General features: G+C 37.5%; 21 protein-coding genes. 3 read left to right on the forward strand and 18 right to left on the reverse strand.

The window, feature by feature from the left end:
- Positions 1–52: 52 nt before the first annotated feature.
- The 7 genes from J7E66_RS20875 to J7E66_RS20905 all read right to left on the reverse strand — a co-directional run bounded on the left by J7E66_RS20875 (position 53) and on the right by J7E66_RS20905 (position 6,240).
- Entirely contained in the window at positions 53–1,531 is a 1,479-nt protein-coding gene (locus tag J7E66_RS20875; protein ID WP_215003376.1) for an aldehyde dehydrogenase, read from the reverse strand.
- Positions 1,512–1,985, reverse strand: coding sequence for a RidA family protein (locus J7E66_RS20880; protein WP_168246059.1), 474 nt, complete (start codon positions 1,983–1,985; stop codon positions 1,512–1,514). The genes J7E66_RS20875 and J7E66_RS20880 overlap by 20 nt, the downstream gene beginning before the upstream one ends.
- Positions 1,986–2,007: 22 nt before the next feature.
- Positions 2,008–3,012, reverse strand: a complete 1,005-nt coding sequence (locus J7E66_RS20885; protein WP_215003593.1) for an amidohydrolase family protein — start codon at positions 3,010–3,012, stop codon at positions 2,008–2,010.
- Positions 3,003–3,542: a 3-hydroxyanthranilate 3,4-dioxygenase gene (locus tag J7E66_RS20890; RefSeq protein WP_215003378.1), complete on the reverse strand. Its 540-nt coding sequence runs from the start codon at positions 3,540–3,542 to the stop codon at positions 3,003–3,005. Before J7E66_RS20890 ends, J7E66_RS20885 begins: the two co-directional genes overlap by 10 nt.
- A 34-nt stretch (positions 3,543–3,576) precedes the next feature.
- Positions 3,577–4,143, reverse strand: coding sequence for an NADPH-dependent FMN reductase (locus J7E66_RS20895; RefSeq protein WP_215003380.1), 567 nt, complete (start codon positions 4,141–4,143; stop codon positions 3,577–3,579).
- A 61-nt stretch (positions 4,144–4,204) separates the two neighbouring features.
- The gene (locus J7E66_RS20900; RefSeq protein ID WP_215003382.1) at positions 4,205–4,729 is read right to left on the reverse strand and encodes an FAD synthetase family protein; all 525 of its coding nucleotides are present in this window, start codon (positions 4,727–4,729) and stop codon (positions 4,205–4,207) included.
- Positions 4,730–4,761: 32 nt separating this feature from the next.
- Positions 4,762–6,240: a 4-hydroxyphenylacetate 3-hydroxylase family protein gene (locus tag J7E66_RS20905; RefSeq protein WP_215003384.1), complete on the reverse strand. Its 1,479-nt coding sequence runs from the start codon at positions 6,238–6,240 to the stop codon at positions 4,762–4,764.
- 379 nt (positions 6,241–6,619) lie between these two features.
- Between J7E66_RS20905 and J7E66_RS20910 the strand changes: the two genes are divergently transcribed.
- Both J7E66_RS20910 and J7E66_RS20915 read left to right on the forward strand, forming a co-directional pair.
- Positions 6,620–7,255 carry a Crp/Fnr family transcriptional regulator gene (locus tag J7E66_RS20910; protein WP_215003385.1) on the forward strand — a complete coding sequence of 212 codons (636 nt, stop codon included), beginning with the start codon at positions 6,620–6,622 and terminating at the stop codon, positions 7,253–7,255.
- Positions 7,252–7,908, forward strand: coding sequence for a Crp/Fnr family transcriptional regulator (locus J7E66_RS20915; protein WP_215003387.1), 657 nt, complete (start codon positions 7,252–7,254; stop codon positions 7,906–7,908). Before J7E66_RS20910 ends, J7E66_RS20915 begins: the two co-directional genes overlap by 4 nt.
- 58 nt (positions 7,909–7,966) lie before the next feature.
- Here J7E66_RS20915 and J7E66_RS20920 read toward each other — a convergent pair whose 3' ends face one another.
- The 8 genes from J7E66_RS20920 to J7E66_RS20955 all read right to left on the reverse strand — a co-directional run bounded on the left by J7E66_RS20920 (position 7,967) and on the right by J7E66_RS20955 (position 16,231).
- Positions 7,967–8,890: an AEC family transporter gene (locus J7E66_RS20920; RefSeq protein WP_215003389.1), complete on the reverse strand. Its 924-nt coding sequence runs from the start codon at positions 8,888–8,890 to the stop codon at positions 7,967–7,969.
- A 146-nt stretch (positions 8,891–9,036) separates the two neighbouring features.
- Entirely contained in the window at positions 9,037–9,186 is a 150-nt protein-coding gene (locus J7E66_RS20925; RefSeq protein WP_179195770.1) for a hypothetical protein, read from the reverse strand.
- 59 nt (positions 9,187–9,245) lie between these two features.
- The gene (locus J7E66_RS20930; protein WP_215003391.1) at positions 9,246–10,538 is read right to left on the reverse strand and encodes a CitMHS family transporter; all 1,293 of its coding nucleotides are present in this window, start codon (positions 10,536–10,538) and stop codon (positions 9,246–9,248) included.
- A 190-nt stretch (positions 10,539–10,728) separates the two neighbouring features.
- A complete protein-coding gene (locus tag J7E66_RS20935; protein ID WP_215003394.1) occupies positions 10,729–11,412 on the reverse strand; it encodes a response regulator in 684 nt (227 codons plus the stop codon).
- Positions 11,405–13,012, reverse strand: a complete 1,608-nt coding sequence (locus J7E66_RS20940) for an ATP-binding protein (protein WP_215003595.1) — start codon at positions 13,010–13,012, stop codon at positions 11,405–11,407. The genes J7E66_RS20935 and J7E66_RS20940 overlap by 8 nt, the downstream gene beginning before the upstream one ends.
- Positions 13,013–13,156: 144 nt before the next feature.
- Positions 13,157–13,954 (reverse strand): rhamnogalacturonan acetylesterase, encoded by a 798-nt coding sequence (locus J7E66_RS20945; protein ID WP_251033044.1) that lies wholly within the window; start codon positions 13,952–13,954, stop codon positions 13,157–13,159.
- Positions 13,955–14,190: 236 nt separating this feature from the next.
- Positions 14,191–14,988: a hypothetical protein gene (locus J7E66_RS20950; RefSeq protein WP_215003396.1), complete on the reverse strand. Its 798-nt coding sequence runs from the start codon at positions 14,986–14,988 to the stop codon at positions 14,191–14,193.
- 238 nt (positions 14,989–15,226) lie between these two features.
- Positions 15,227–16,231 carry an asparaginase gene (locus J7E66_RS20955; RefSeq protein ID WP_215003398.1) on the reverse strand — a complete coding sequence of 335 codons (1,005 nt, stop codon included), beginning with the start codon at positions 16,229–16,231 and terminating at the stop codon, positions 15,227–15,229.
- Between the two features lie 180 nt (positions 16,232–16,411).
- Between J7E66_RS20955 and J7E66_RS20960 the strand changes: the two genes are divergently transcribed.
- Positions 16,412–16,753, forward strand: a complete 342-nt coding sequence (locus J7E66_RS20960) for a helix-turn-helix domain-containing protein (RefSeq protein ID WP_215003399.1) — start codon at positions 16,412–16,414, stop codon at positions 16,751–16,753.
- 32 nt (positions 16,754–16,785) lie between these two features.
- Here the strand turns inward: J7E66_RS20960 and J7E66_RS20965 are convergent, their stop codons facing one another.
- The 3 genes from J7E66_RS20965 to J7E66_RS20975 form a co-directional block, all read right to left on the reverse strand.
- Complete coding sequence (locus tag J7E66_RS20965; protein WP_215003401.1) at positions 16,786–19,167, reverse strand: polyprenyl synthetase family protein; 2,382 nt, start codon at positions 19,165–19,167, stop codon at positions 16,786–16,788.
- Between the two features lie 347 nt (positions 19,168–19,514).
- On the reverse strand, positions 19,515–20,474 hold the full coding sequence (locus J7E66_RS20970; RefSeq protein WP_168243114.1) for an aldolase catalytic domain-containing protein: 960 nt from the start codon (positions 20,472–20,474) through the stop codon (positions 19,515–19,517).
- Between the two features lie 296 nt (positions 20,475–20,770).
- Positions 20,771–21,142, reverse strand: a complete 372-nt coding sequence (locus tag J7E66_RS20975; RefSeq protein WP_215003404.1) for a hypothetical protein — start codon at positions 21,140–21,142, stop codon at positions 20,771–20,773.
- Positions 21,143–21,249: the final 107 nt, after the last annotated feature.

The following is a 21,249-nucleotide window of genomic DNA, read 5'->3' on the forward strand; positions in this document are numbered from 1 at the left end:
TTCTATATTAATAGATAAAAAGTGGCCATTCAGCCACCCTTTACTTTTATTCTTATAATTTCATTGTAATCGTCTTGGCCTCCGTGTAAAATTTAAAACTATGACGTCCGCCTTCCCGACCAATACCACTCGCCTTTGAACCACCAAATGGCGTTCTTAAATCACGATAGTACCAGCAATTGATCCAGAATAAGCCTGAATCGATTTGAGAAGCGACACGATGTGCACGCCTTAAATCATTTGACCAAACGACTCCTGCCAAACCATAAATCGAATCGTTGGCAATTTGAATCGCTTCCTCTTCCGTTTTAAATGGAATGACGACTAATACCGGGCCAAAGATTTCTTCCTGTGCAACTCTCATTTTGTTATTTACATCATAGAGCACGGTTGGCTCGTAAAAGTTTCCTTGTGACAATCCTGCCACACGCTTACCGCCTGCAGCAAGTTTCGCACCTTCAGAAATTCCAATTTGCACATAGTTGTCAACCGTTTCTAAGTGACCTTTTGATATAAGTGCACCCATATCCGTAGTTTCATCCAATGGATCGCCCACTTTGATGTTCTTAGCAGCAGTAACAAATTTTTCCAGGAGTTTATCATAAACCGATTCTTGCACCAATAGTCGAGAACCGGCTAAGCAGATTTCCCCTTGATTTCTAAAAATTGCTTCGATTGAGCCTGCGACTGCTTCATCTAAGTCGGCATCCTCAAATACGATATTGGCGGATTTACCACCTAATTCTAATGATACCGGAATTAACTGGGATGCTGCATTTCTCATAACTGTTTTACCAGTGGTACTCTCCCCTACAAAAGAAATCCTGCGAACGTATGGATGAGTGGTCATTGCCGTTCCTACTGTTCCACCTGGACCTGTTAGTATATTCAACACGCCTGGCGGTAATCCTGCTTCGTTGGCAATTTCACCTAACATGACCGCACTGAGTGGTGTATAGGAAGCAGGCTTAACGATCACCGTATTACCAGCAGCTAACGAAGCTGAGACCTTCCAAGTCATTTGCATGAATGGTAAATTCCAAGGAATGATCAAGCTTGTGACACCTGCTGGTGAATATTTGGTATAGCTCATATGCTTGGATTGTTCGTAATGCTCGTGATTAATGTATTTTGCCATTTCAGCAAAGAATCTTAAGTTTGATGCGGCACGCGGGATATCAAAATCTCTGCTTTCTCTAATGGGCTTACCCACATCTAATGTTTCAATTAGCGCTAACTCTTCGACACGTTCCATGACAAGATCTGCCATTCTGCACAAGATCTTTGCTCTTTCTTCGACTGGCATTTTACTCCAAATACCACTATCATAGGTACGCTTTGCGACCTGAATCGCTCTTTCTACATCTTGCTCACTTGCACTAGCGACAGCAGCTAATTTTTGATTTGTGGCTGGATTAGTCGTGTCAAAGGTTTCTCCTAAAATAGCGCTTACATATTCTCCATTAATAAAAAGCTTGGCATCGTTAATTTGAAGTTGTTTTTCTAGGACTTTACTCACCGAGATCACCATCCTCAACCTCTACAATCATCTCAACTTCAACAGCGTTATTGTGTGGCAGCTGGGACATCCCTACTGCTGATCTTGCATGCCTTCCCTTTTCACCAAACACTTCTACCAACAAATCGGAGGATCCATTCATTACTTTAGGATGGTCTTTAAAATCGTGCGTGCTGTTGACCATACCAAGGATTTTAACAATCCTTTTCACTTTGCTAAGGTCACCCAGTTCATTTTTGACTACTGCTAATAGATTAAGCATACATTGTCTTGCTGCTTGATAGCCTACTTCTATCGATACATCTTCACCAAGTTTTCCACGGTATTCATCTGTGCCTTGTCCTGATGTGAAAATAAGATTCCCTGTCCGAACACAACTTACATAATTACCAGATGCGGGCCGGAGTGCTGGAAGCTTTAATCCAAGTTCCTCTAATCTCTCCTCTGGGGTGATCACCTTGTCTATCATCTTCTCATCTCATTTCCTATTAAATTAATAAATTAACCGGTATATTTAAAAATCTTAGTGCATTTTCACCTAACATCGCTCTTTTCTGTACTTCGCTTAGTGTTAAGGTGTCATCAATAATCTTCCCTGGTGGGGTTTCCCGTAGTAAGAATGGGTAATCCGATCCCATGATGACTTGTTCAGCACCAAATTTTTCGACTAAGAATTTAATATTTACAGGGTTATTTACGATTGAATCATAGAAAAATTTCTTGGCATAAAAACTTGGAGGATGCGCCGTGAGCTGCAAATGCGGCCAAACATTCCAACCATGATCAAGTCTAGGGAGAATGTAAGGAAGTGACCCGCCTCCATGAGAAAAACAAATTTTAAGTTTTGGAAATTTCTCAATGACACCTCCTAGGATCAGACTTGCTGCAGCCAATGCTGTTTCACTTGGCATTCCAACCGTATACATTAAGTTATGGGAGGAAAAACGATCTCCACCCAGTGTTTCCCATGGATGAACAAATATTGGAACATTCCATTTCTCACACATCGCAAAGAAATCAATTAATGATTCATCGTCTAAATTTTTGCCATTAATGTTTGTGCCAATCTCAATCCCTTTTAAGCCAAGTTGATGTATACAGCGGTCTAGTTCACGAATCGCTTCTTCGACATTTTGCAGCGGAACCGTCCCTAAACCAATAAACTTGGTGGGATGCTGGGCTACTGTTTCAGCGATGAAATCATTTTGAAATCTAGCCATAACTACCGCTTCTTCTGTAGGCGCCCAATAGGAAAACGTTACAGGAATTGGCGATAAAACTTGTATATCTACATTTTCTACATCCATATCGTGAATCCTTTTTTCTGGACTCCAAACTTGGTCGGTCACTTCTCGAAAAACCTTCCCAGCCACCATTATATTAGCACCGCAAGAGCAAGTAGGCTGGAGTAATGGCCACTTATCGTTTTGGTACTTTTTCGTAAAGTCTGGAAAATTTTCAGGAATGATATGTGTATGAAAATCTACTCGCATTTCCATTCACTCGCTTCTTCGGCCATGATGTGTCCACAGTTCTTACAAGTTCGCAATTCTAAATTACTGTTAAATCCATGAATTGCTTCTTTTACCTGCACTTCGATATTCGTTAATTGGACGGAAACTCGGTGCATTTCATGATCACATTCATCACAGAACCAAACAAAATCCTCTAATTCCCCTTCAGCTCTGTCACGTTCAATAACGATTCCAATTGTATCAGCGACCCGATGTGGGGAGTGGGGAACATTTGGAGGGAGATGAAATACTTCTCCTTCTCTCACCGTAATTACTTCTCTTTTACCTTCCCCATTAATAATTTCAACGTAGCAATCACCTTTCAATTGATAAAATATCTCTTCAGATGGGTCCACATGAAAATCACGTCGTTTGTTTGGACCTCCGAGGACCATGAACATTAGTTCAGAATTCTTCCAAACTACTTTATTATTTACTGGCGGCTTAAGTAAATCCTTATTTTCTTCAATAAATCCCCAAAGGTTAATTGGTTTTAATGGGTTTGTCATAAAATCTTCTCCTCTCAACTTTAAATACAAAAGCTTATCCATTTATTGTTGCAAATTTTTCCTCTGTTGATTTTAATGCCTCCTGCATGAAGACGACTTCTTTGGCTAACGCAGTAATTCTAGTAAGAACCTCAGAATCAATAATTTCATTATCTTTATTAAAATGATCATTATTGACATAGACATAACCTGGTGCCACAAAAGCCCGGAAAAATCCTGCGATTGGCTTCAATTGATTTTCAATCACAAGGAAATGCTGGTACGTTCCACCTGTTGCAACAAAACCAATTACTTTGTTGCGAATATCCTGTGGATTAATTAAATCAAATAAATTTTTGAGTGGACCTGCTAATGATCCCTGGAAAATCGGAGTTCCGATAATATAGAAGTCAGCAGAATTAACAATTTCGAGAACTTTTTTCGTGTCACCTGTATAGGCTGAAGGATTTCGTCCATCACAGAACTGCACATCATAATCTCTTAAATCCAACAATTCTACTTCAACGTTTTGATTATGTTTCTTGACTTCCTCTAATACCTTTTGAACAACAATACTTGTCTTTGCTCCAATAATTGTGCCTGAAATTCCTAATAACTTCATAGAGTGAACCCCCTTCTAATGCTGAGTAGTTATCACATAAACTCATTTACTTTATTCCAGTTTACATTCCAAGTAATGAATAGGACTGCTGGAAATCTCCCTCTGCAATTAACTGACGGATTCTTGTCGATGAAATAAGTTTTCCGCCCTTACAATAAACTGGAGAAGTGATATTAATATGAAAATACTTTTCTAAAAGATTTACATCCCCAGCTCTGTTTTTTCCAAAATGAAAATCAGAACCAACTGAAATCTCTACCGGGTTAAGCTTAGATAATTCACAAATAAAATCTTCAGGGGGACGGGTGGCATACCATTCATCAAAGCTGGCAACGATGATATAATCCACACCTAACTTCGCTATCCTGCTGACCTTTTCCTGAATTGGTGACAAAATTTGAACTCCCTTAAAAAAATTTCGAGGAGGCGGGTCGAAAGTATATACAACGCTAGGAACCTGATAAACTCGACTCTTTTCCACAGCTTGCTTAATCACGGCTTGATGTCCTTTATGGACTCCATCAAAAGCACCAATGGCAATCACCGAACCAGATAATGTCAAAACTCCATCTTTTAGCGTTTGCATCGTTCACACCTCCTCTTACTTTTGATTTACTTTTATAAGCTTGTAACCTCATTTTTTCGATTAAATATTTTCATTGCTTCATCAGCCAGCTCAAAGGAATTCTGCTTTTTGTGGTTGTTATAGAAAATCGCTCTTTTACGAATTGGATCGCCAGTATAATAGCGTTCGTATTGAAGAACTCTTTGTCCAAATGCCTCGCCACATAAATCCCATGCTAGCTTAAAGAGATGAACGCGTTCTTCTGCTGAAACTCCCTCTCTTCCAAGATAATACTTCTCTAGATCCTCTCTTAATTCCGGATTCTCGAAATCGGCATCTGTTGGAGACATTAGTAGGCCACCTGCACCAATGATTTGGATCACTTCAATCGCACGTGGGTACATTTTTGGAAGCAATCCTCGAATTGTTTCTAATGGTGCATAGGCTGGCATCGCTTCCCCAGTAGCAGTTACTTCATGTTCATACTCTGAAATTCTTAGTAATGCCCTAATAGATTCAACCGATTGGACTAATTCTCCTAAATCATTTTGTACATTTAGGTAGGTATCAACACCGATGGAGTCGGCGATTTTACAAGCCACTTCGGTTGCAAATTGTAGTTTGATTAACCCTCTTACACCAGACTGATGGGCTGGCTGCTGAGCGATTCCTGTTTTCGGATAAAGTAAATTTGCTGCTTCAACATTGTTATACAGGAATACACGATCCCAAGGTACTAAAACATCATTAAAGACTAAGACCGCATCCATTTCTTCGAATCTTGATGCTAATGGGTGGTCATAAACAGAACGCGTCCCATCCTGCATTGCTTCACGGCAGATAATGCGAAGACCTGGAGTATCAAGTGGTAGTGCGAACGCAAGTGCATAGCGCTCATCACCAGGCTTAAATCCAGGAAAAGAATAAACAATTACTTCGTCAGTAATCGGTGCAAGGGTAGCTAACATTTTCGCTCCTCTTACAATTAAGCCATCAGGTGTTTCTTTAACAGCACCTAAATGGGTGAACATATCCTGTTGTTCGTGTGACGATTTACTGCGGTCATTTTGCGGATTAATAATTGCATGAGTTAAAAATAAATCATTATCGCGGATATGCTTATAATACGATCGAATGTTTTTTCCCCATTCTGGATTGTATTTGTCCAAGAACTCTGAATTACTCGCCATGGATGTAACGACCACATTTAAGAAATCAGGAGTCCTTCCCATTAAACCAAACGTCGCTTTGGAAAACTCTTCAAACGTTCTTCTCCGTGCTTCTAAATCTTGATAGCTTTTTGGGACCAAGAATGCATTCGAGATTCTTTCTCCCGTTTCTTCACAAAAATGAGTTATGTCCTCTTGATACTTGGAGTCATGCTGCATATCATATAGTTTTGCAATTTGAAGAATTGGCTGATGAAAAACAGGCTCTTCAAAGATATTTTTCACTTTTTTTCCTGATAACCAAACTTCTGGATTTCGGGATTTTAACGCCTCGATATACTGTGCTCCTGTACGAATTCCCATAAAACATCCTCCTTTTATTTCATATTTTCATTATAAAATTGATTTTGTTGAGTCATTGTAGTCTGATTAACATTTTTTCTAAAAAAATAAAATTTTCATTTTATTGAAACAAATAAAGCAACACACATCATTCTAAATACAAATGATATGAGCTGCTTCTTTTTATATATGCTAGACTTCATCCACCCAATATTGATTTTCTATCTTTAATCTTTTACACTGTTGTTAAGTGGTTAACGCATATAAACTTTTTCCTTGCATCTAGATGTAAGCGTTAACAATTTAGTGTCACTATTTTATAGCATTTGATTAATTACATATTTCCTAGATTTACAGTTTTATTGTCTTTTTACATACATTTCACTTAGGAGTTGATTAGTTGGCAATCTTGTTTGACAGTGATATTAATTGGGAATCATGCTTGCAGTTTGGTACTAGACAATTCTTCAAAGAGAAATCAGCTATTTACCAGCAAGGGACGCTCGGGGATGGATTTTATTATATCCAAAAGGGATTAATTAAAGTAACGACTACCACTTCGATTGGAAAAGAGCGTTTGTTAAACATCACTATTCCAGGGCAGCTATTAGGAGTTCAAGCGATGGACCGACAGCCACATTTTACTACCGCAACGGCAGTAAATGACTCTATTCTCTATTTTTTCTCATGTGAACATTTTCAAAAATTAATTAAAGCTCAACCTTCTATCCTTAACATTTTTATCAAAACCGTTATTCATAAAATGCACATATTAGCTGATAAAATTTATTTGGACTCTCTCACACCAGAACAGCAACTGTCGGTGATACTACTAAATATTTGTTACGAATTTAAGAATTACGAAGTTCCTCTCACACAACAAGACCTTACAAAATGCACAGGCTTAACGAGAATCACCTTATATAAGATTATAAAACAATGGAAAGCTAAAGAAATTATTGAGAGTCGTGGTAAGAAGTTTTTAATAAAGAAACCTGATGAATTAAAAAAGCTTCTTGGTAAGGTGATAATATGAAAAATCTTCGATATTCGTGGAGCCCATTTTTAAAATATGGAAAAAAACTAGAGATTGAGGAAAATTCAGTTGTTTACCATCAGGGAAGTGAAGGCAAGGGTTTTTTCTACTTATCTAAGGGTGGGATAAAGATAACCCTTCTCTCACAAGAAGGTGTGGAACGGACGGTGAATTATGTACCAGAAGGAATGCTATTTGGGGAGCACGGTGTGAAAAATGAACCCTATTTAACCTCAGCCACCTCGAGTAGTTCATCTGAGATCTATTTTTTTTCTGATGAGACTTTATTCATGATTTGCGAGGAACATCCTGAGGCAGCGTGTATTTTCACCAACTCACTAATCTATAAATTTAGGATTCTTGCAGAAATTATTTCCTTTCTTAATTCGCCTGTTGAGCAGCAAATGGCCCACTTCCTATTAAAGTTAGTAAGCGAAAATGGTAATTTTTCAATCGACCAAACATCATTTGCCCGTTACATAGGTACCTCTAGAATAACGGTTAATAAAATACTGAATAAATGGAAAAGCCAACAATGGATCCAAATATCAACCCGTACAATTGACATCCTAGATATTAATCAATTAAAAGCTATCCGAGACTCTGGTGCAATCCACATTTCGAACTTGGATGTATTAATGTTATCTCTATAGATAAAAGAAGCAGGCACCATAAAGGTTTCCTGCTTCTGTTCCACTAGTCTTCGAACGATTAAAATAATATTGTCGACAAATATACAACCGTAGTCACAGTAATCATGCTTAGTAATGTAGACAATAAGACCACTTGTGCTGCATATTCTGGGTGATTTCCGTATTCTAAAGCGAAAAGAGCACTGTTTCTTGAAGTTGGGAACGAGCTTGCAATAAATAAAGCCTGTGCCGTCGTTCCATCCAATTTTAAAAGTAATATAATGATCATCGCGATGGAGGGAGAAAGTATTAAACGGCCAAAGAGACTTAGAATAAGTGAGATGGAGAATCGATTTATTTTTAAAAAAGCACTTTGTGCACCGAGCGTAACCAGTGCCACAGCCACAAAGGCATTTGAAATATTTTCAATCGGAGTCCACAAGTATTTTGGGATTTTGATAGAAAGTGAATTAAAAACCAAACCTAACAAAAAGGCATAAACAACTGGATTTTTCATAAATACTTTCATTGCTTGTAAACCTTTGTAATTTACTCTTATTGAATTAAACAACCCATATGTATTGGTAAGAAGATTTTGATAAATCATTACCACCACTTGGATGGATAAACCAAGTGGATTATGCTGAAATACAAGTTGACTTACAGGTAACCCAAAATTTCCAGAATTGTTTAGTATCACACTGTTTTTGAAGGTCGAAGATAGTCTATTATCAAATTTGGCTAATCGAGATATGATGGTACTGAAGAAAATAAGACAAAGACTTTGGATTACTAAGAAAGTAAGAATATTTAAGACTGTTTCTCCCTCCATTTTAGTCTGATAAATGTTGACAAAACTTACAGCAGGCATGAGCAAATAGTTATTTAATTTTGATAATGTATTCATATCAAATGTAATTTTTCTATGTAAAAACGCACCAATTCCAATAAGACAAAAAACAGGTAAAATGACATTTAATATGATAAGAAGTAAAACACTCAAAAATTTCCCTCCAATTAAAACCTAATGCAGCGGGACTGCTAGACTGCAGCATATTGATACATAAGAAACCTCCTTGCTTAGTTGGAGTTTCCAACAAAGCAAAGAGGTTACACAGTCTGTTTAATAGTACCTATATACTTGAAAGTTTAAGATATTTTAGTATCGTTATAGTAAATAACCTCTGAGAGAATCTTACAACCTTTTACTTTATTAAAAGCTTCTAAAGCTTCTTTTTCTGTATTATATTCAAACAACGCAGGGATTTTTCCTTCTGAATAGACAGTGAGTATCCACATAATCATTCATCTCCAGTCAAATTATTAAATGATTTTCATGAGAATTCAGCAAATTTTAATTAAAAGGGAAAAATGGACAAAATTATAGCAACAAAAATCATAGCCGCTGTGGATCCACATGCCCATTTAAAGAATGCTCTCTGCAAGTCTCCGAATTCTTCTCCAACCATACCGACTAATAAGTAAGTCGAAGGTACGAGAGGACTTAATAAATGTACTGGCATCCCCATGAGTGACGCTCGTCCAATTGCAGCCGGATCAATTCCATATACACTTCCTGCTTTGGCAAGTAATGGCAAAACACCGTAATAAAATGCATCGTTGGACATAAAAAATGTTAATGGTGCACTAATAATCGCAGTAATCATAGCAAAATGGGAGCCCAAGGCATCTGGAATATGAGAGATCATCGTAGTTGCCATGGCATCAACCATTTTTGTCCCAGAAAGAATACCTGTAAAAATACCTGCAGCAAAAACCATTGACACAACTGATAGTGCATTATCAGCGTAGTGCATAATCCGTTCTTTTTGTTCATTTAGATTTGGATAATTGATGGTGATCGCAATTGCAAATCCAATCATAAATAATACCGTTGTAGGCAGCATTTCTTGGATAAGTGCAACTAAAAGCAGAATAGTTAGCAGATAGTTTACAAGAATTAATTTGGGACGTTTAAGGAAAGCGGCCTCAGATGTAGCTGCCATCAAAGACAATGTGCTATAATCAATTTCCATAACACCTATCCGTTTACGCTCTTTTCTACCAAGACAGTAGGCCATAAATAATACAAACAACACTCCCCCCACCATACTAGGAATTACGGGAGTAAAAATATCTCCCATCTCTAGATGCAATGCTGTCATTGCTCTAGCTGTTGGTCCTCCCCAAGGAAGAAGGTTCATAACACCTGAAGATGATACAGCGATCCCTGCAAGTACCAATGGTTTCATGCCAATACGTTTATACAAAGGAAGCATGGCAGAAATGGTGATCATATATGTAGTTGTTCCGTCACCATCAAGAGAGATTATTAACGCAAGAACTGCTGTTCCAATCGCTATTTTTACGGGATCCCCTTTTACGAATTTCAAGATTGTCGAAATGATAGGATCAAAAACCCCTGCATCTATCATGATTCCAAAGAAGAGAATCGCAAATAGAATCATGATTCCTGTTGGTGCCACGCTTTTTATACCTTCAAGCGCCATTGGTCCCATTTCTTTTCCGAATCCGCCTATCAATGCAAATACAGCAGGTATCACCATTAGAGCAATCATTGCGGATAAGCGTTTTGTCATAATTAATACCATAAAAATAATAATCATTAAAAATCCTAAAGTTGCCAGCATCTATTCCACCCCTTTTGTTAGTAAATTAATAATAATCTAAATATTCTAAGGTGAAAACGTTTCCAAAATAAAGTTATTATCGTACATTAATCTATATTTTGTTCATATTGTTCACGGTAGAATCCTATCTGACAACTGGAGTTTCCTTAAATGGTTTACACATTAAAAAGGATGCCTTTAGGCACCCTTACTAAACAGGATAATATTTTCTTTCCGGCCTCCCGACAATACCATAAACCACCTCCGCTTTTGCTTCCTTAATGGAGGATAGATATTCTAAATATCGGCGTGCAGTAATTCGGGATGCCCCAATTTCCTTTCCCACTTCTTCAGCGGAAAGGCCTTGGTTATTAATCTGAAGTGCGTTTTTCACCTTTCCAAGTGTGATTTCATCAATTCCTTTAGGTAATCCTGTGCCCCTTCCCACCTTTTCAATCTTTTTATTACCAAACAGGAGGTCAACATAATTCTGGTCTACATCTTGTCTGGAAGTTAGGAGCGAGTGTTTTTTTATATATTCTAAAATGACTTCGTCAAATCTTTCCTTATTTACAGGTTTAATCAAATAATTTTCTACTCCGTAGCTTAATGCTTTTTCTAGGAAAACTTTATCGGTCGCTGCTGTGATCATAATTATACTAACCCTTGGAAAACGCTCTCGGATAATTGGGAGTAGATCGGATCCGAGCATATCAGGCATATACACATCGAGAATCAATAAATCAGGGGTTTTCTCCATCAGAATTTGAAGGGTCTGATCACCATTCAATGATTTACCAACAACATCAATTTCATTAAACTTTGTTAAAAATTTCTCATGGATATCGGCAACTCGAAAATCATCTTCAGCTATGGCTACTTTTATCCTAATCAAGTATTTGTCTCCTCTCGTATTCCTTTGGAAGGTAAACTGTAAAGACAGTCCCACTTTCCGGGGTACTTTGCACCTCAATCATCCCATTCATATCTAACACTGCCTCCTCAGCATTCGATAGGCCAAATCCCCTAGGCTCAGCTCCTTTTTTAGAAGTATAGCCCCTGTCAAATAGAAGCGGAATTTCTTTTTCAGTAAGTCCCTTCCCATTATCAGCAATCTCAAAAATGATATCGCTACCTATATCAGTAACGAAAAATTTCACTGTCGGAGAATCGAAACCAAAGACAGCTTCGAAGGCATTGTCTATTAAGTTTCCAAGAATGACTATTAGATTGGATAGCTTAAAATGGGATGGCAATGCCTCTAAATAGCTGTCCGATACAACCTCAAACTTTACTTTCTTTTCTGAGGCTTTTCCAAGTTTCCCTAAAAGGATGGCCTGTACTTTCGTATCTTTAATATGGTTAAAAACAATAGAATTCTGAAATTGCAATACCTGTGTTTCCGTTTGAATCATATCGATTGCCTGTTCATATTCTCCTAGCTGAAGAAGACCTAATAACACATATAATTTATTGGAATATTCATGTGTTTGCGCACGCAGATCTTCCGAATATCTATTTACTTCTGATAGGGTGTTTACCATTTGCTCAATTTCTGTTTTATCACGAAACGAAGCAACCACTCCACTTATCCCAGACGCTTCAAAGAGTGGCGTACAGTTGACGATCACTGTTTTATCTTTCCAGACCATTTCTTTATCAACTTGTGGATTTCCCGATTTTAATACCTCATATAAATAGTCAGAAGGAAACAACCCATCTACTTTTAGATGGCGGACAGATCCCTTAATATGTAAAAGTCTTTTGGCGGGTTGATTCATCATCGTTATGTAGCCCTCATTATCTATGGCTAAAATCCCCTCTTTTACTCCATGAAGTACTGCGTTCTTTTCTTTATAAAGTGCGGCAATCTCATAAGGTTCAAGCCCCATTGTATCTTTACGGATATTCCGTCCTAGCAAAATACTACCAATCAGTGAAATCAAAACAGCAAAGAGTGAAACAAGAAGTACCTTGGTGACAGTTTTCAAGATTTGCTGATGGATATCTTCAAGCAAAAATCCAACAGAAACGATTCCAATTACCTCCCCCTTTTTGTTGAAAATAGGAGATTTACCTCTAATTGAAGGTCCAAGTGACCCCTTTGCCTTAGATACATAATATTCCTGATTTTTAATGGCCCTTTCGTTATCTCCACCTGTCATTTTCTTCCCGATCAAAGATTTTAAAGGGTGCGAATATCTTATTCCATTTTTGTTTCCTATAACAACGAATTCAGCACCAGTTTCAGTGCGAATCTTTTCGGCGATGGGCTGAATTGTTTTCGATGGGTCACTTGTTTGAAAGGCGGTGATAATGGGCGGTATGAATGAAACCGTTCGAGAGATTTCCAGTGCCAGCCTTCCCTTATTTTCCTCTATTTGTTTACTTTCCATATAGCTGAAAAATGTGGTCAGCAGCAGGATCAACAATAATCCCAGTAATAGGACCAGCCCAAATATTTTGGTCTGGAGTGATATTTTTCTTGTTTTCAGGCTGTTTTCCCCCTCCTTGTTAAACTGTATGGATAACTACAATGTACATTATATCTTATATTAGAAGATTTCTTTGTGGAAGGTCTCCCATTTGAGAAAAAAAGAAACTATCACATGATAGTTCCTCACTTAATTTTTTCTTCCTTATTTCAAAATGTGATTACAAAGCGGTACTAGCTTTGATTCCTCGATGCCTTCAAGCACAAGACGGGCAGTCTTCTCAGCACCAGCCTTCTGGAAATGAGTGTTATCCTGAACTCCATCTGGATAGTTAACATTCTCTCCGGCATCAAGCCAAAGGAAAATATTCTTCGTTTCTTCTGGTCCAACCTTCTCGAACAATGCCTTGCTTTTGGCAGTAAGGTCAATGACAGGTACATTTTCTTCCATTCCAAGTTCCTTCATGGCAGCAGGATACTCCCCGTGAGTATCACGTGCACTTCCATCTTCAGAAAAATGCCGGCGTTCCACAGGTGACACTAGAACAGGAATGGCTTGTTTAGCGCGGGCACCGTCAATATATTGTTTTAAATAGCTTTTATAGGTTGAATAGGGCTCCGTATATCGAGTCGGATCCTCTTTTTTTTCATCATTATGACCAAATTGAATAAACAGATAATCCCCCTTCTCCATCTGATCTAAGATTGATTTGAGTCTCCCTTCATCAATAAAACTTTTTGTACTCCTGCCAGATGAGGCCTCATTTTTTACGACAATCTTATCATCGAAAAACCGATTTAAAACCTGTCCCCAGCCTGCCCTGGGTGCTAACGAGATGGAATAATCAGAAACAGTTGAATCTCCGGCCAGATAAACGGTAATTATGTGTTTGTGTGTGTTTTCGTTATTTGTAGCTGTAGCAAAGAAATTTCCAAAAATTAAGACGGGAACTATTAGAAACAAGGATACCCATAGCATTTTTTCCTTAAGCTTTTGCCTCATGATGTTCCTCCCAAATGCTAATTACTTTAATATTAATAATATTAGTTAGATCATACTTAATGAGCGAAAAGACCTCTTATCATTCTTCCTTCTTAATAAATTTTTTATTTAATTTTTCTTGTTTCTAAAACTTATAGCAAGGACAAAAAGGTCGTCAAAAGGGGTATTGGGGTCAAAAGATATGAAAAAAGATTGGGTTCGGTCGTCAATAGAAGTTATTGACAATCGAACCCAATCTATTTCAATTTGATACTATTTCTAAAATAATCATAATCGGTTTTAATGAAATGAAAGGCTGTTGCATTACCGCCGTGATCTGGGTGAGTTATTTTTAATAATTTTTTATATCTGGTTAAAACTTCTTTATCGCTCGCCATTTTTGAAAGACCTAATTTTTGACGATAATCATTCGTGTTAGGTGAAGAAGGGGGAACGTCATTTGTCTTATCAGTTCCTCTTTTGTTTCCTTTAAAAAGTTCTTCTTTTAATTTTAACAATTCATTAGTTAAATCAATATTTTCTTTAAGTAATTTCTTGGTTTCCTTTTGTAATTCACTTTTCTCATTCTTTAGGTTGGCAATTTCTTTATTTAAAATATCTCTTTGCTTAATTAAATTGGTTACAGACGTCTTATGTAGATGTTCAATCCCTTTTATATGTTCATCCTGTGCTTTTATTCTTATTTTCAATTGGTGGACGACCTTTTCTTGATCTGACGGACTAATGATAAATTGCTTTGAATCAATTTCATTTTGCTGGTTATTTGTTTTCCGATTTCCAGTCCCCACGGTTTGAATCTTACCTTCACGCAGCAAGCGACGAACAATTTGAAATGCGATGCTATCAGTTACACCTGCATCCTTTAACATGTTAAAAACTTGATCTGAATTCTCAATTATGTATCCTGAATCCCGTTGTCCTGTTCCCTCGTAGTTAATCTTTCTTTCACGGAGCCACCGTCTAACCGTTTGAATACTAGTATCTTCTGTGACTCCTGCTTCCATTAACAAATCAAAAGCTTGATCCGTGTTCACGATCTTCCTTCTTTCCTTGCATTTATTATTTATACTATAGGAGTAAATATATAAAGTGAATGGATAAAAAAGACTATAATAGAAGTCCACTAGAGAATAGAATTTGAGTGAGCAAGGACGCTTTCAGTACCAATTTCCTAGTTGTTTTTTGGAGATGTTTATTCTAATAAAAGGACGTAATTGATTCATGCAAACAGCCATTCGTAGCAATGAGACCGTTCAAATAATTAAACGGTCTTCATTCTACTTTTTCGTTATCAGTTGTTAAATCCCAGGAAATAGGAGTTTCCATAATCCTCTTTACTTCTTTACAATCATTTGTTTTTCCAAGCGCCCACATAAGCTTAGAAACAATAGCTTCGGTGTTCATATCACCTGATAGTGTGACATTATATTGTGCTGCCTTCCTTCCAACCTCATAGAGATAAAGGTCTTCCCCTTCCTCTAAGCATTGAGTAGTAATGATAACGGTTATACCAGCCTCAGTTAATTCTTTAATCTTAGGTAATAAGTTACGGTCCTCAAATGGAAGTCCTCCATTACCAAAACTTTCAATAATGACGCCTCGATAGCAAGTTTTCACAAAGTCAAATACTTCAGGCTTCGTTCCTGGAAACAATTTTAAAACAAATACATCAGGAGAAATACATGTATCTACACTTAATTCTTGATGCATCTTCTCCGGTTTGAAATAGTAATTAACATTGTCCCCAGTTATATATGCAACATAAGGATGGTTAATACTTTCAAAAGCGTCATAACTTTTCGTTCTAATTTTGACTGCACGGGTTCCAATTATAACTCGTCCATCAAAGACAACAAAAACCCCACCAATATCTTCACAAGCAAATCGAATCGAATCAGCAACATTTTTTACGGCATCGGTTCGACTAAAGCTAATTGGAACTTGGGATCCAGTTACCACAACTGGTTTTTGTAACCCCTGCAGCATATAGGATAACGCAGAGGAAGTATAAGCTAGTGTATCAGTACCATGAGTAATGACAAATCCATCATACATAGTGTAATTATCGGCTATTGCATTTGCCATCATAACCCAATGTTCTGGTTGCATATTTGTACTATCTCTATTCATAAGAATTTTGCACGTTACCTCTATTGATTCAGATACATTCAGGCAATATCGGAGTAATTCATCAGGAGACATTCCAGGAACTAGACCTTCATTGCCCTCCACCGATGCGATGGTTCCCCCTGTTGCAAGTAATAATATTTTTTTCATCCTTATCCCCCGCTTTTCTTTTATTTCCGCCCGTACGCGTTTTGCGAATGAATATAACTGATTATAAAGCTATTATGATAATAAAATCAATCATTGTTTTCATATCGCGTATATATTTCTTTTTAATCGATTTTTTCTATGATATAATCAAGCAAACAAACATGGGGGAAGGGAACGAGAGTGTTAAAACGATTAGTAAACCTTAGAAAACTTAAAAAGTGGTCAATGCAAGAAACAGCCGATCAGCTGGGCATTGCCAAAAGTACCTATGCAGGCTATGAATCAGGGTATAGAGAGCCTTCTTTGCATGCTTTATCTCAAATAGCCGAACTATTTGATACATCAGTTGATTTTCTCTTAAATCGGGTCGACGAAGAAAAAATAAAGGTTGAATTAAACAGCATTTTACAGTCGGGTAACAGTTTAATTTATCTCGATGATATACCATTAACTGATGAGGAACTTTGTGATTTTATTGCATTTGCCAGGACAAAACGTCAAGTCAAACAAACAATGGTTTAAACATCTTCTAAATATAACAATATGACAAACTATTAATGGTCGCGGTTAACAATATAATTTAATAAATGCTTCAGAAAAGTGATATTGCGTGGCATCTCTTGCAACGCTTCCATTGCTAGACAGTACTGGTCCCACATCTCTTTTCTAGCACCATCCTGACCTAGGATTGACACAAAAGTAGAGCTGTTGTTTTCAGCATCTTTGCCAATCGGTTTTCCGAGTAAGATCTGATCTCCTTCCACATCAAGCAAGTCATCTTTTATCTGAAACGCAATACCAGCATGTTGGGCGAATTTTTTCAAAGCATCCATTTCGTACTCCTTTGCATGTGCAAGGATTGCAGGCATGATCAGGGAAGCTTCAAATGCTATTCCGGTTTTATAAAAACACATCAAATTCAATTGTTCCAGTGTCAATTGTTTCCCTTTAGAATCCAAATCCATCGCCTGTCCCTTACACATAACCGCTGTCATTTGAGCTGAGTATTGGATCAAGTTAAGCACCGCTTTCGAATCGAATTGGTCAAGAGAGGCTTGTTCCTCAATGGCCTTTTGGGTAAGAAACAGTCCAGTTAATTCTGCGATGGCAATGTTATAAACCGAGTGTAGCGCTGGCCGGCCCCGACGGGTTAAAGAATTATCCTGTGATGGCAAATCATCGAAGATTAAGGATGCTGTATGCATATATTCCAATGATTTCAGTAGTGGCACGATTGCAGATTGATTAAGTCCAAATTCGTTAACGCCCATGACCCAGGTCATTATTGGTCTCAATCGCTTCCCGTCACCTTCCAGACTGTAATTGGCAGCATCAATTATTTGCTCAACTTCTTCGATTTTAGGGATTTTTAAGATGTGGTTGATTTCCTTACGAACAGTTTCAACAATGTCTAAAAACCCTTCCCGCTCTTTCCGTTCATTTTTCAGAGTGGTAATCATATGGTCACGAAGTAGTTTATCAAAGAAATCGACATCATCAGCTTTCCGAACCATATTTTGAATCACACGATTAAATTTTGGATTTCCTGAAAAAAATAGTTTCATAACTTCGTTGTATTTTTCAGTTCCCATTCGTTCTTTAAATCGCTTCAGGCCGTTTATTGCACGATCGAGAATCACCTCACAGGCCTTGCTATCCGAGTGATACACCTTATGGATCAAATTGGAGATGACCGTCCAGTATAATTCAAAGGGATTGATAAGATCGATTCGCTTATCATGATATTTCAGATAATAGGTATAGGGGGTTACCCTGCCCTCCTTCAAGTCTTCATACATATCTGCAAAATCATCCGCAAGCTGGTTGTATATGCCATAAAAGAATGTTCGGGTGTCAAAGCCTTCATCCTCCGGAGCACTTATAACTGAGCGGACAATCAATCGGGAAGAAGAGGATTTTAAAATGACCGGAATGTATAACTCTTCATTCGTGTAATTTGCGTTGGATAGATCCTTTACACGGTCCACTTCCTGTGAATTGAAAAACACATAGGCCTGCTCGAAAAATTTTTTGCTGGTCTCTGGACGCAAATGAGATTTAATATACTCAAAGGCATCGCGGAGTTCTAAATGAATAAATCGGATCAGGTTTCCGTTATTCCCCGTCCACTCACCCAATTCCGGCACAGTTCCTGTGATAAGGGTGGTACGAATTAAATCGGAATATTGTTTTTCCTCTTTGGCAGATAAGACTTTGGCATCGAGAAGATCGTCAATAAATGGATAGGTCAAACCATAGCAATAGCCTAACCTAATAGCATCATCAAGTTTCTGCCTTTTTTCTTCAGGCGATACCTCATCGCCCATCTCTTCCACCTCATGCATAATTACACCAGCAATAATTTTAATGAGCTTTCGCTGAGCATTCTCAGCATCCATTCCCATTGGAATATTGGATGATACAGTCTTTAATTTGTTTAGTAACCAGATCATCGTGGACTCGATGCCTTCCTTCTGGGCGATTCGATACAACCCGGCCATGCTAAACGTCTCAGTTTTGACTCCGCTGTTTGTAGCAAAAGACTGTGTCAGGTTATTTTTCAAACTGTTAACTACACGCCGTATCCTGGTCTGTGTCTCAGCTGAGTCCAAGGCTTTGCCTAGGTCCCGCATGAAAATATAGGAAATACTACGATCCAAGTAATTATCAAGTTTGCCGGTGTAATCGAGCCATTGGATATACTTGTGATACCCTTGAGTATTAGGTTTTCCTTTTCCACGCGAAAAAAAGGATAGGATTGAATGATGATGAATATGGTTGTGTTTCCAAGATTGAATATCTTTTGTTAGGACAGGAACAAAGGTCTTTTGCATGACCTGTTTATTAAGTGATTTAAAATAATGAGCAGCCTTCTGCTCAGCTAGCTGATAACATGCATCGGCATTTTTTATTAACTCCTCATCCATACTGTACATTACCTCTTCTTAAGGTTGTCTTATACATGTTTTGCAATATAATTCAAACCGAGATGATAAATCCAAGCGTTTTTCTTTAAAAACTATCAAAATATATTTATTTATAATCATAAAATAACATCTTTAGACTCAAAAAGTATAATATTTCCTTTCATATTATAATTCCGCGCATAGTAAATAATACCTTCATTAATCTATTCTTTTTTAACTTGGCTGTTGATGTCCGCTCCAGGCGCTTCGCTTTCCGCTCCAATACTTGGCTATAAAAATCAACAATGACCTTTAACACAGCCATTTTAATTAATAAAAAAACACCTCAAATATAGAGGTGCTTTAAGCAATTTAACCTATTTTAAAGTTGTAGCCACTGTACTTTCAGGTGATGTTACCTTGTCATAAAAATCCACGAATTGATCGCGGTCAGCGCTATCACGGTAAGCCATGGCAACACGTGGATGTTCATTAAGAACACCTGAAATCATATAAGGAATGATATAGCCCCACTCCCACTTTTCACGCATTTCGAGCATGTGCTTCTCAATGACTCCAAGAACCGGCTTAATCTCATAGCTTGATTTTTGGATGTAGCTAACAAGAAGCTCTGTGTTACAGTTACCTGCTGCCCGACCCATGCCATATACAGACGAATCGAGATATGTAACCCCATTTCGCATCGCAGTTAATGTATTGGCAAAAGCTAACTGCATATTGTTATGTGTGTGAATTCCAAGCTGTTTGTTAGGGATCAACGCTTTGAACTTTTTCACTTGGTGCTCGATATCTACAGGGTCTAAACTACCAAAGGAATCAACGATATAGACCACATCTACAGGGCTTTCCTTCACCAATTCAAAAGCTTTAATCAGCTGTTGTTCAGGAACACTTGATAATGCCATAATGTTCAGTGACGTCTCATATCCCAAATCATGGAACATTTGGACAAGTTCTAAGCCTTTATCTACTTCACGGATATAGCACGCTACTCGAATCATATCTAAAACACTTTGTTCACGAGGTAGAATATCATTGGGATCTACACGGCCAATATCAACTAAAGCCGATAGCTTCGTGAACTTTTTGACAGGGATAATTTCTTTCAGGAAGTTATCGTCAAGAAATCGCCATGGATTGGGCTCAGTCGCTTTAAGAAGCTTTGGAGAATTTTTGTAGCCAATCTCCATGTATTCAACTCCAGCTTCACTTAGGCCGTTATACAAGTCTTGAACAAATTCGACACTGAAATCCCAATTGTTAACTAATCCTCCATCACGAATGGTACAGTCTAAAATTTTACTACGAGTTTCCATGATCGTCATTTCCCCCTGTTTATTCTGCTTTTCTCATTATTATTTCATACTTTTATGCATTTAAGTACTAAAATTTTCTTATTGTGTTTATATCATGGTTTGTCAGAGGGTGTCAACCTATTTCCTGAAAATTCTTATAATCAAATAATAATAGTATATACAATATACCCTTCACTTTTGTTCCTGTATTTTGTGCAGGTATGGTTACTTTGTAGGTTCCGTATTTAATTCCTATTTGACGAAATGAAAAGGCATTGGCTTTATTAATACCAATGCCTTAGTTAAAAAAGGAGGTCTTAGGACCAATGATACAGTTTTCCCTGCCTGCTAAATGATTGACTGAGATCCTTTAATGTGTAAACTCTAGCCGTTAAGAGAAATAAATCATTGTAGTTATTATGGATGTATTCATCAATAATCTCGATTCCTTCTATAAATTGATCAACTAAATAATACGTGTACTTTTCATCCCAAGAAAACTTATTGATTCTTAAAAGTTCATCTGCTATTATTTGAAACTTAAACTCCTCAATTAGGAGTTTTATTTGAAACAATTTATCCGGATTATACCTAAAGCTGTTTTTATTTTCATGGCTTTTCTGAACATATTTTATAAAACCCTTGATATTTTCAGCCAACATATTCGCTTTTTGCATCTCGAATTTCAATTTGTCCTCTCCTCAACGTCTAATTTCCAACCCATCTTTAAGAAGAGTGTATGTTTGGGGACGTTATAATGACACCAACAATACTATTTATCACGAAAAAGAGACCT

The sequence above is a fragment of the Bacillus sp. ISL-7 genome (genome assembly GCF_018613065.1).

Excerpts from the sequence above, each read along its gene's own strand:
- J7E66_RS20875 (WP_215003376.1), bottom strand. The coding sequence starts at position 1,531 with ATGGTGATCTCGGTGAGTAAAGTCCTAGAAAAACAACTTCAAATTAAC.
- J7E66_RS20885 (WP_215003593.1), bottom strand. The coding sequence starts at position 3,012 with ATGCGAGTAGATTTTCATACACATATCATTCCTGAAAATTTTCCAGAC.
- J7E66_RS20890 (WP_215003378.1), bottom strand. The coding sequence starts at position 3,542 with ATGACAAACCCATTAAAACCAATTAACCTTTGGGGATTTATTGAAGAA.
- J7E66_RS20895 (WP_215003380.1), bottom strand. The coding sequence starts at position 4,143 with ATGAAGTTATTAGGAATTTCAGGCACAATTATTGGAGCAAAGACAAGT.
- J7E66_RS20900 (WP_215003382.1), bottom strand. The coding sequence starts at position 4,729 with ATGCAAACGCTAAAAGATGGAGTTTTGACATTATCTGGTTCGGTGATT.
- J7E66_RS20905 (WP_215003384.1), bottom strand. The coding sequence starts at position 6,240 with ATGGGAATTCGTACAGGAGCACAGTATATCGAGGCGTTAAAATCCCGA.
- J7E66_RS20915 (WP_215003387.1), top strand. The coding sequence starts at position 7,252 with ATGAAAAATCTTCGATATTCGTGGAGCCCATTTTTAAAATATGGAAAA.
- J7E66_RS20925 (WP_179195770.1), bottom strand. The coding sequence starts at position 9,186 with ATGTGGATACTCACTGTCTATTCAGAAGGAAAAATCCCTGCGTTGTTT.
- J7E66_RS20930 (WP_215003391.1), bottom strand. The coding sequence starts at position 10,538 with ATGCTGGCAACTTTAGGATTTTTAATGATTATTATTTTTATGGTATTA.
- J7E66_RS20945 (WP_251033044.1), bottom strand. The coding sequence starts at position 13,954 with ATGAGGCAAAAGCTTAAGGAAAAAATGCTATGGGTATCCTTGTTTCTA.
- J7E66_RS20955 (WP_215003398.1), bottom strand. The coding sequence starts at position 16,231 with ATGAAAAAAATATTATTACTTGCAACAGGGGGAACCATCGCATCGGTG.
- J7E66_RS20965 (WP_215003401.1), bottom strand. The coding sequence starts at position 19,167 with ATGTACAGTATGGATGAGGAGTTAATAAAAAATGCCGATGCATGTTAT.
- J7E66_RS20970 (WP_168243114.1), bottom strand. The coding sequence starts at position 20,474 with ATGGAAACTCGTAGTAAAATTTTAGACTGTACCATTCGTGATGGAGGA.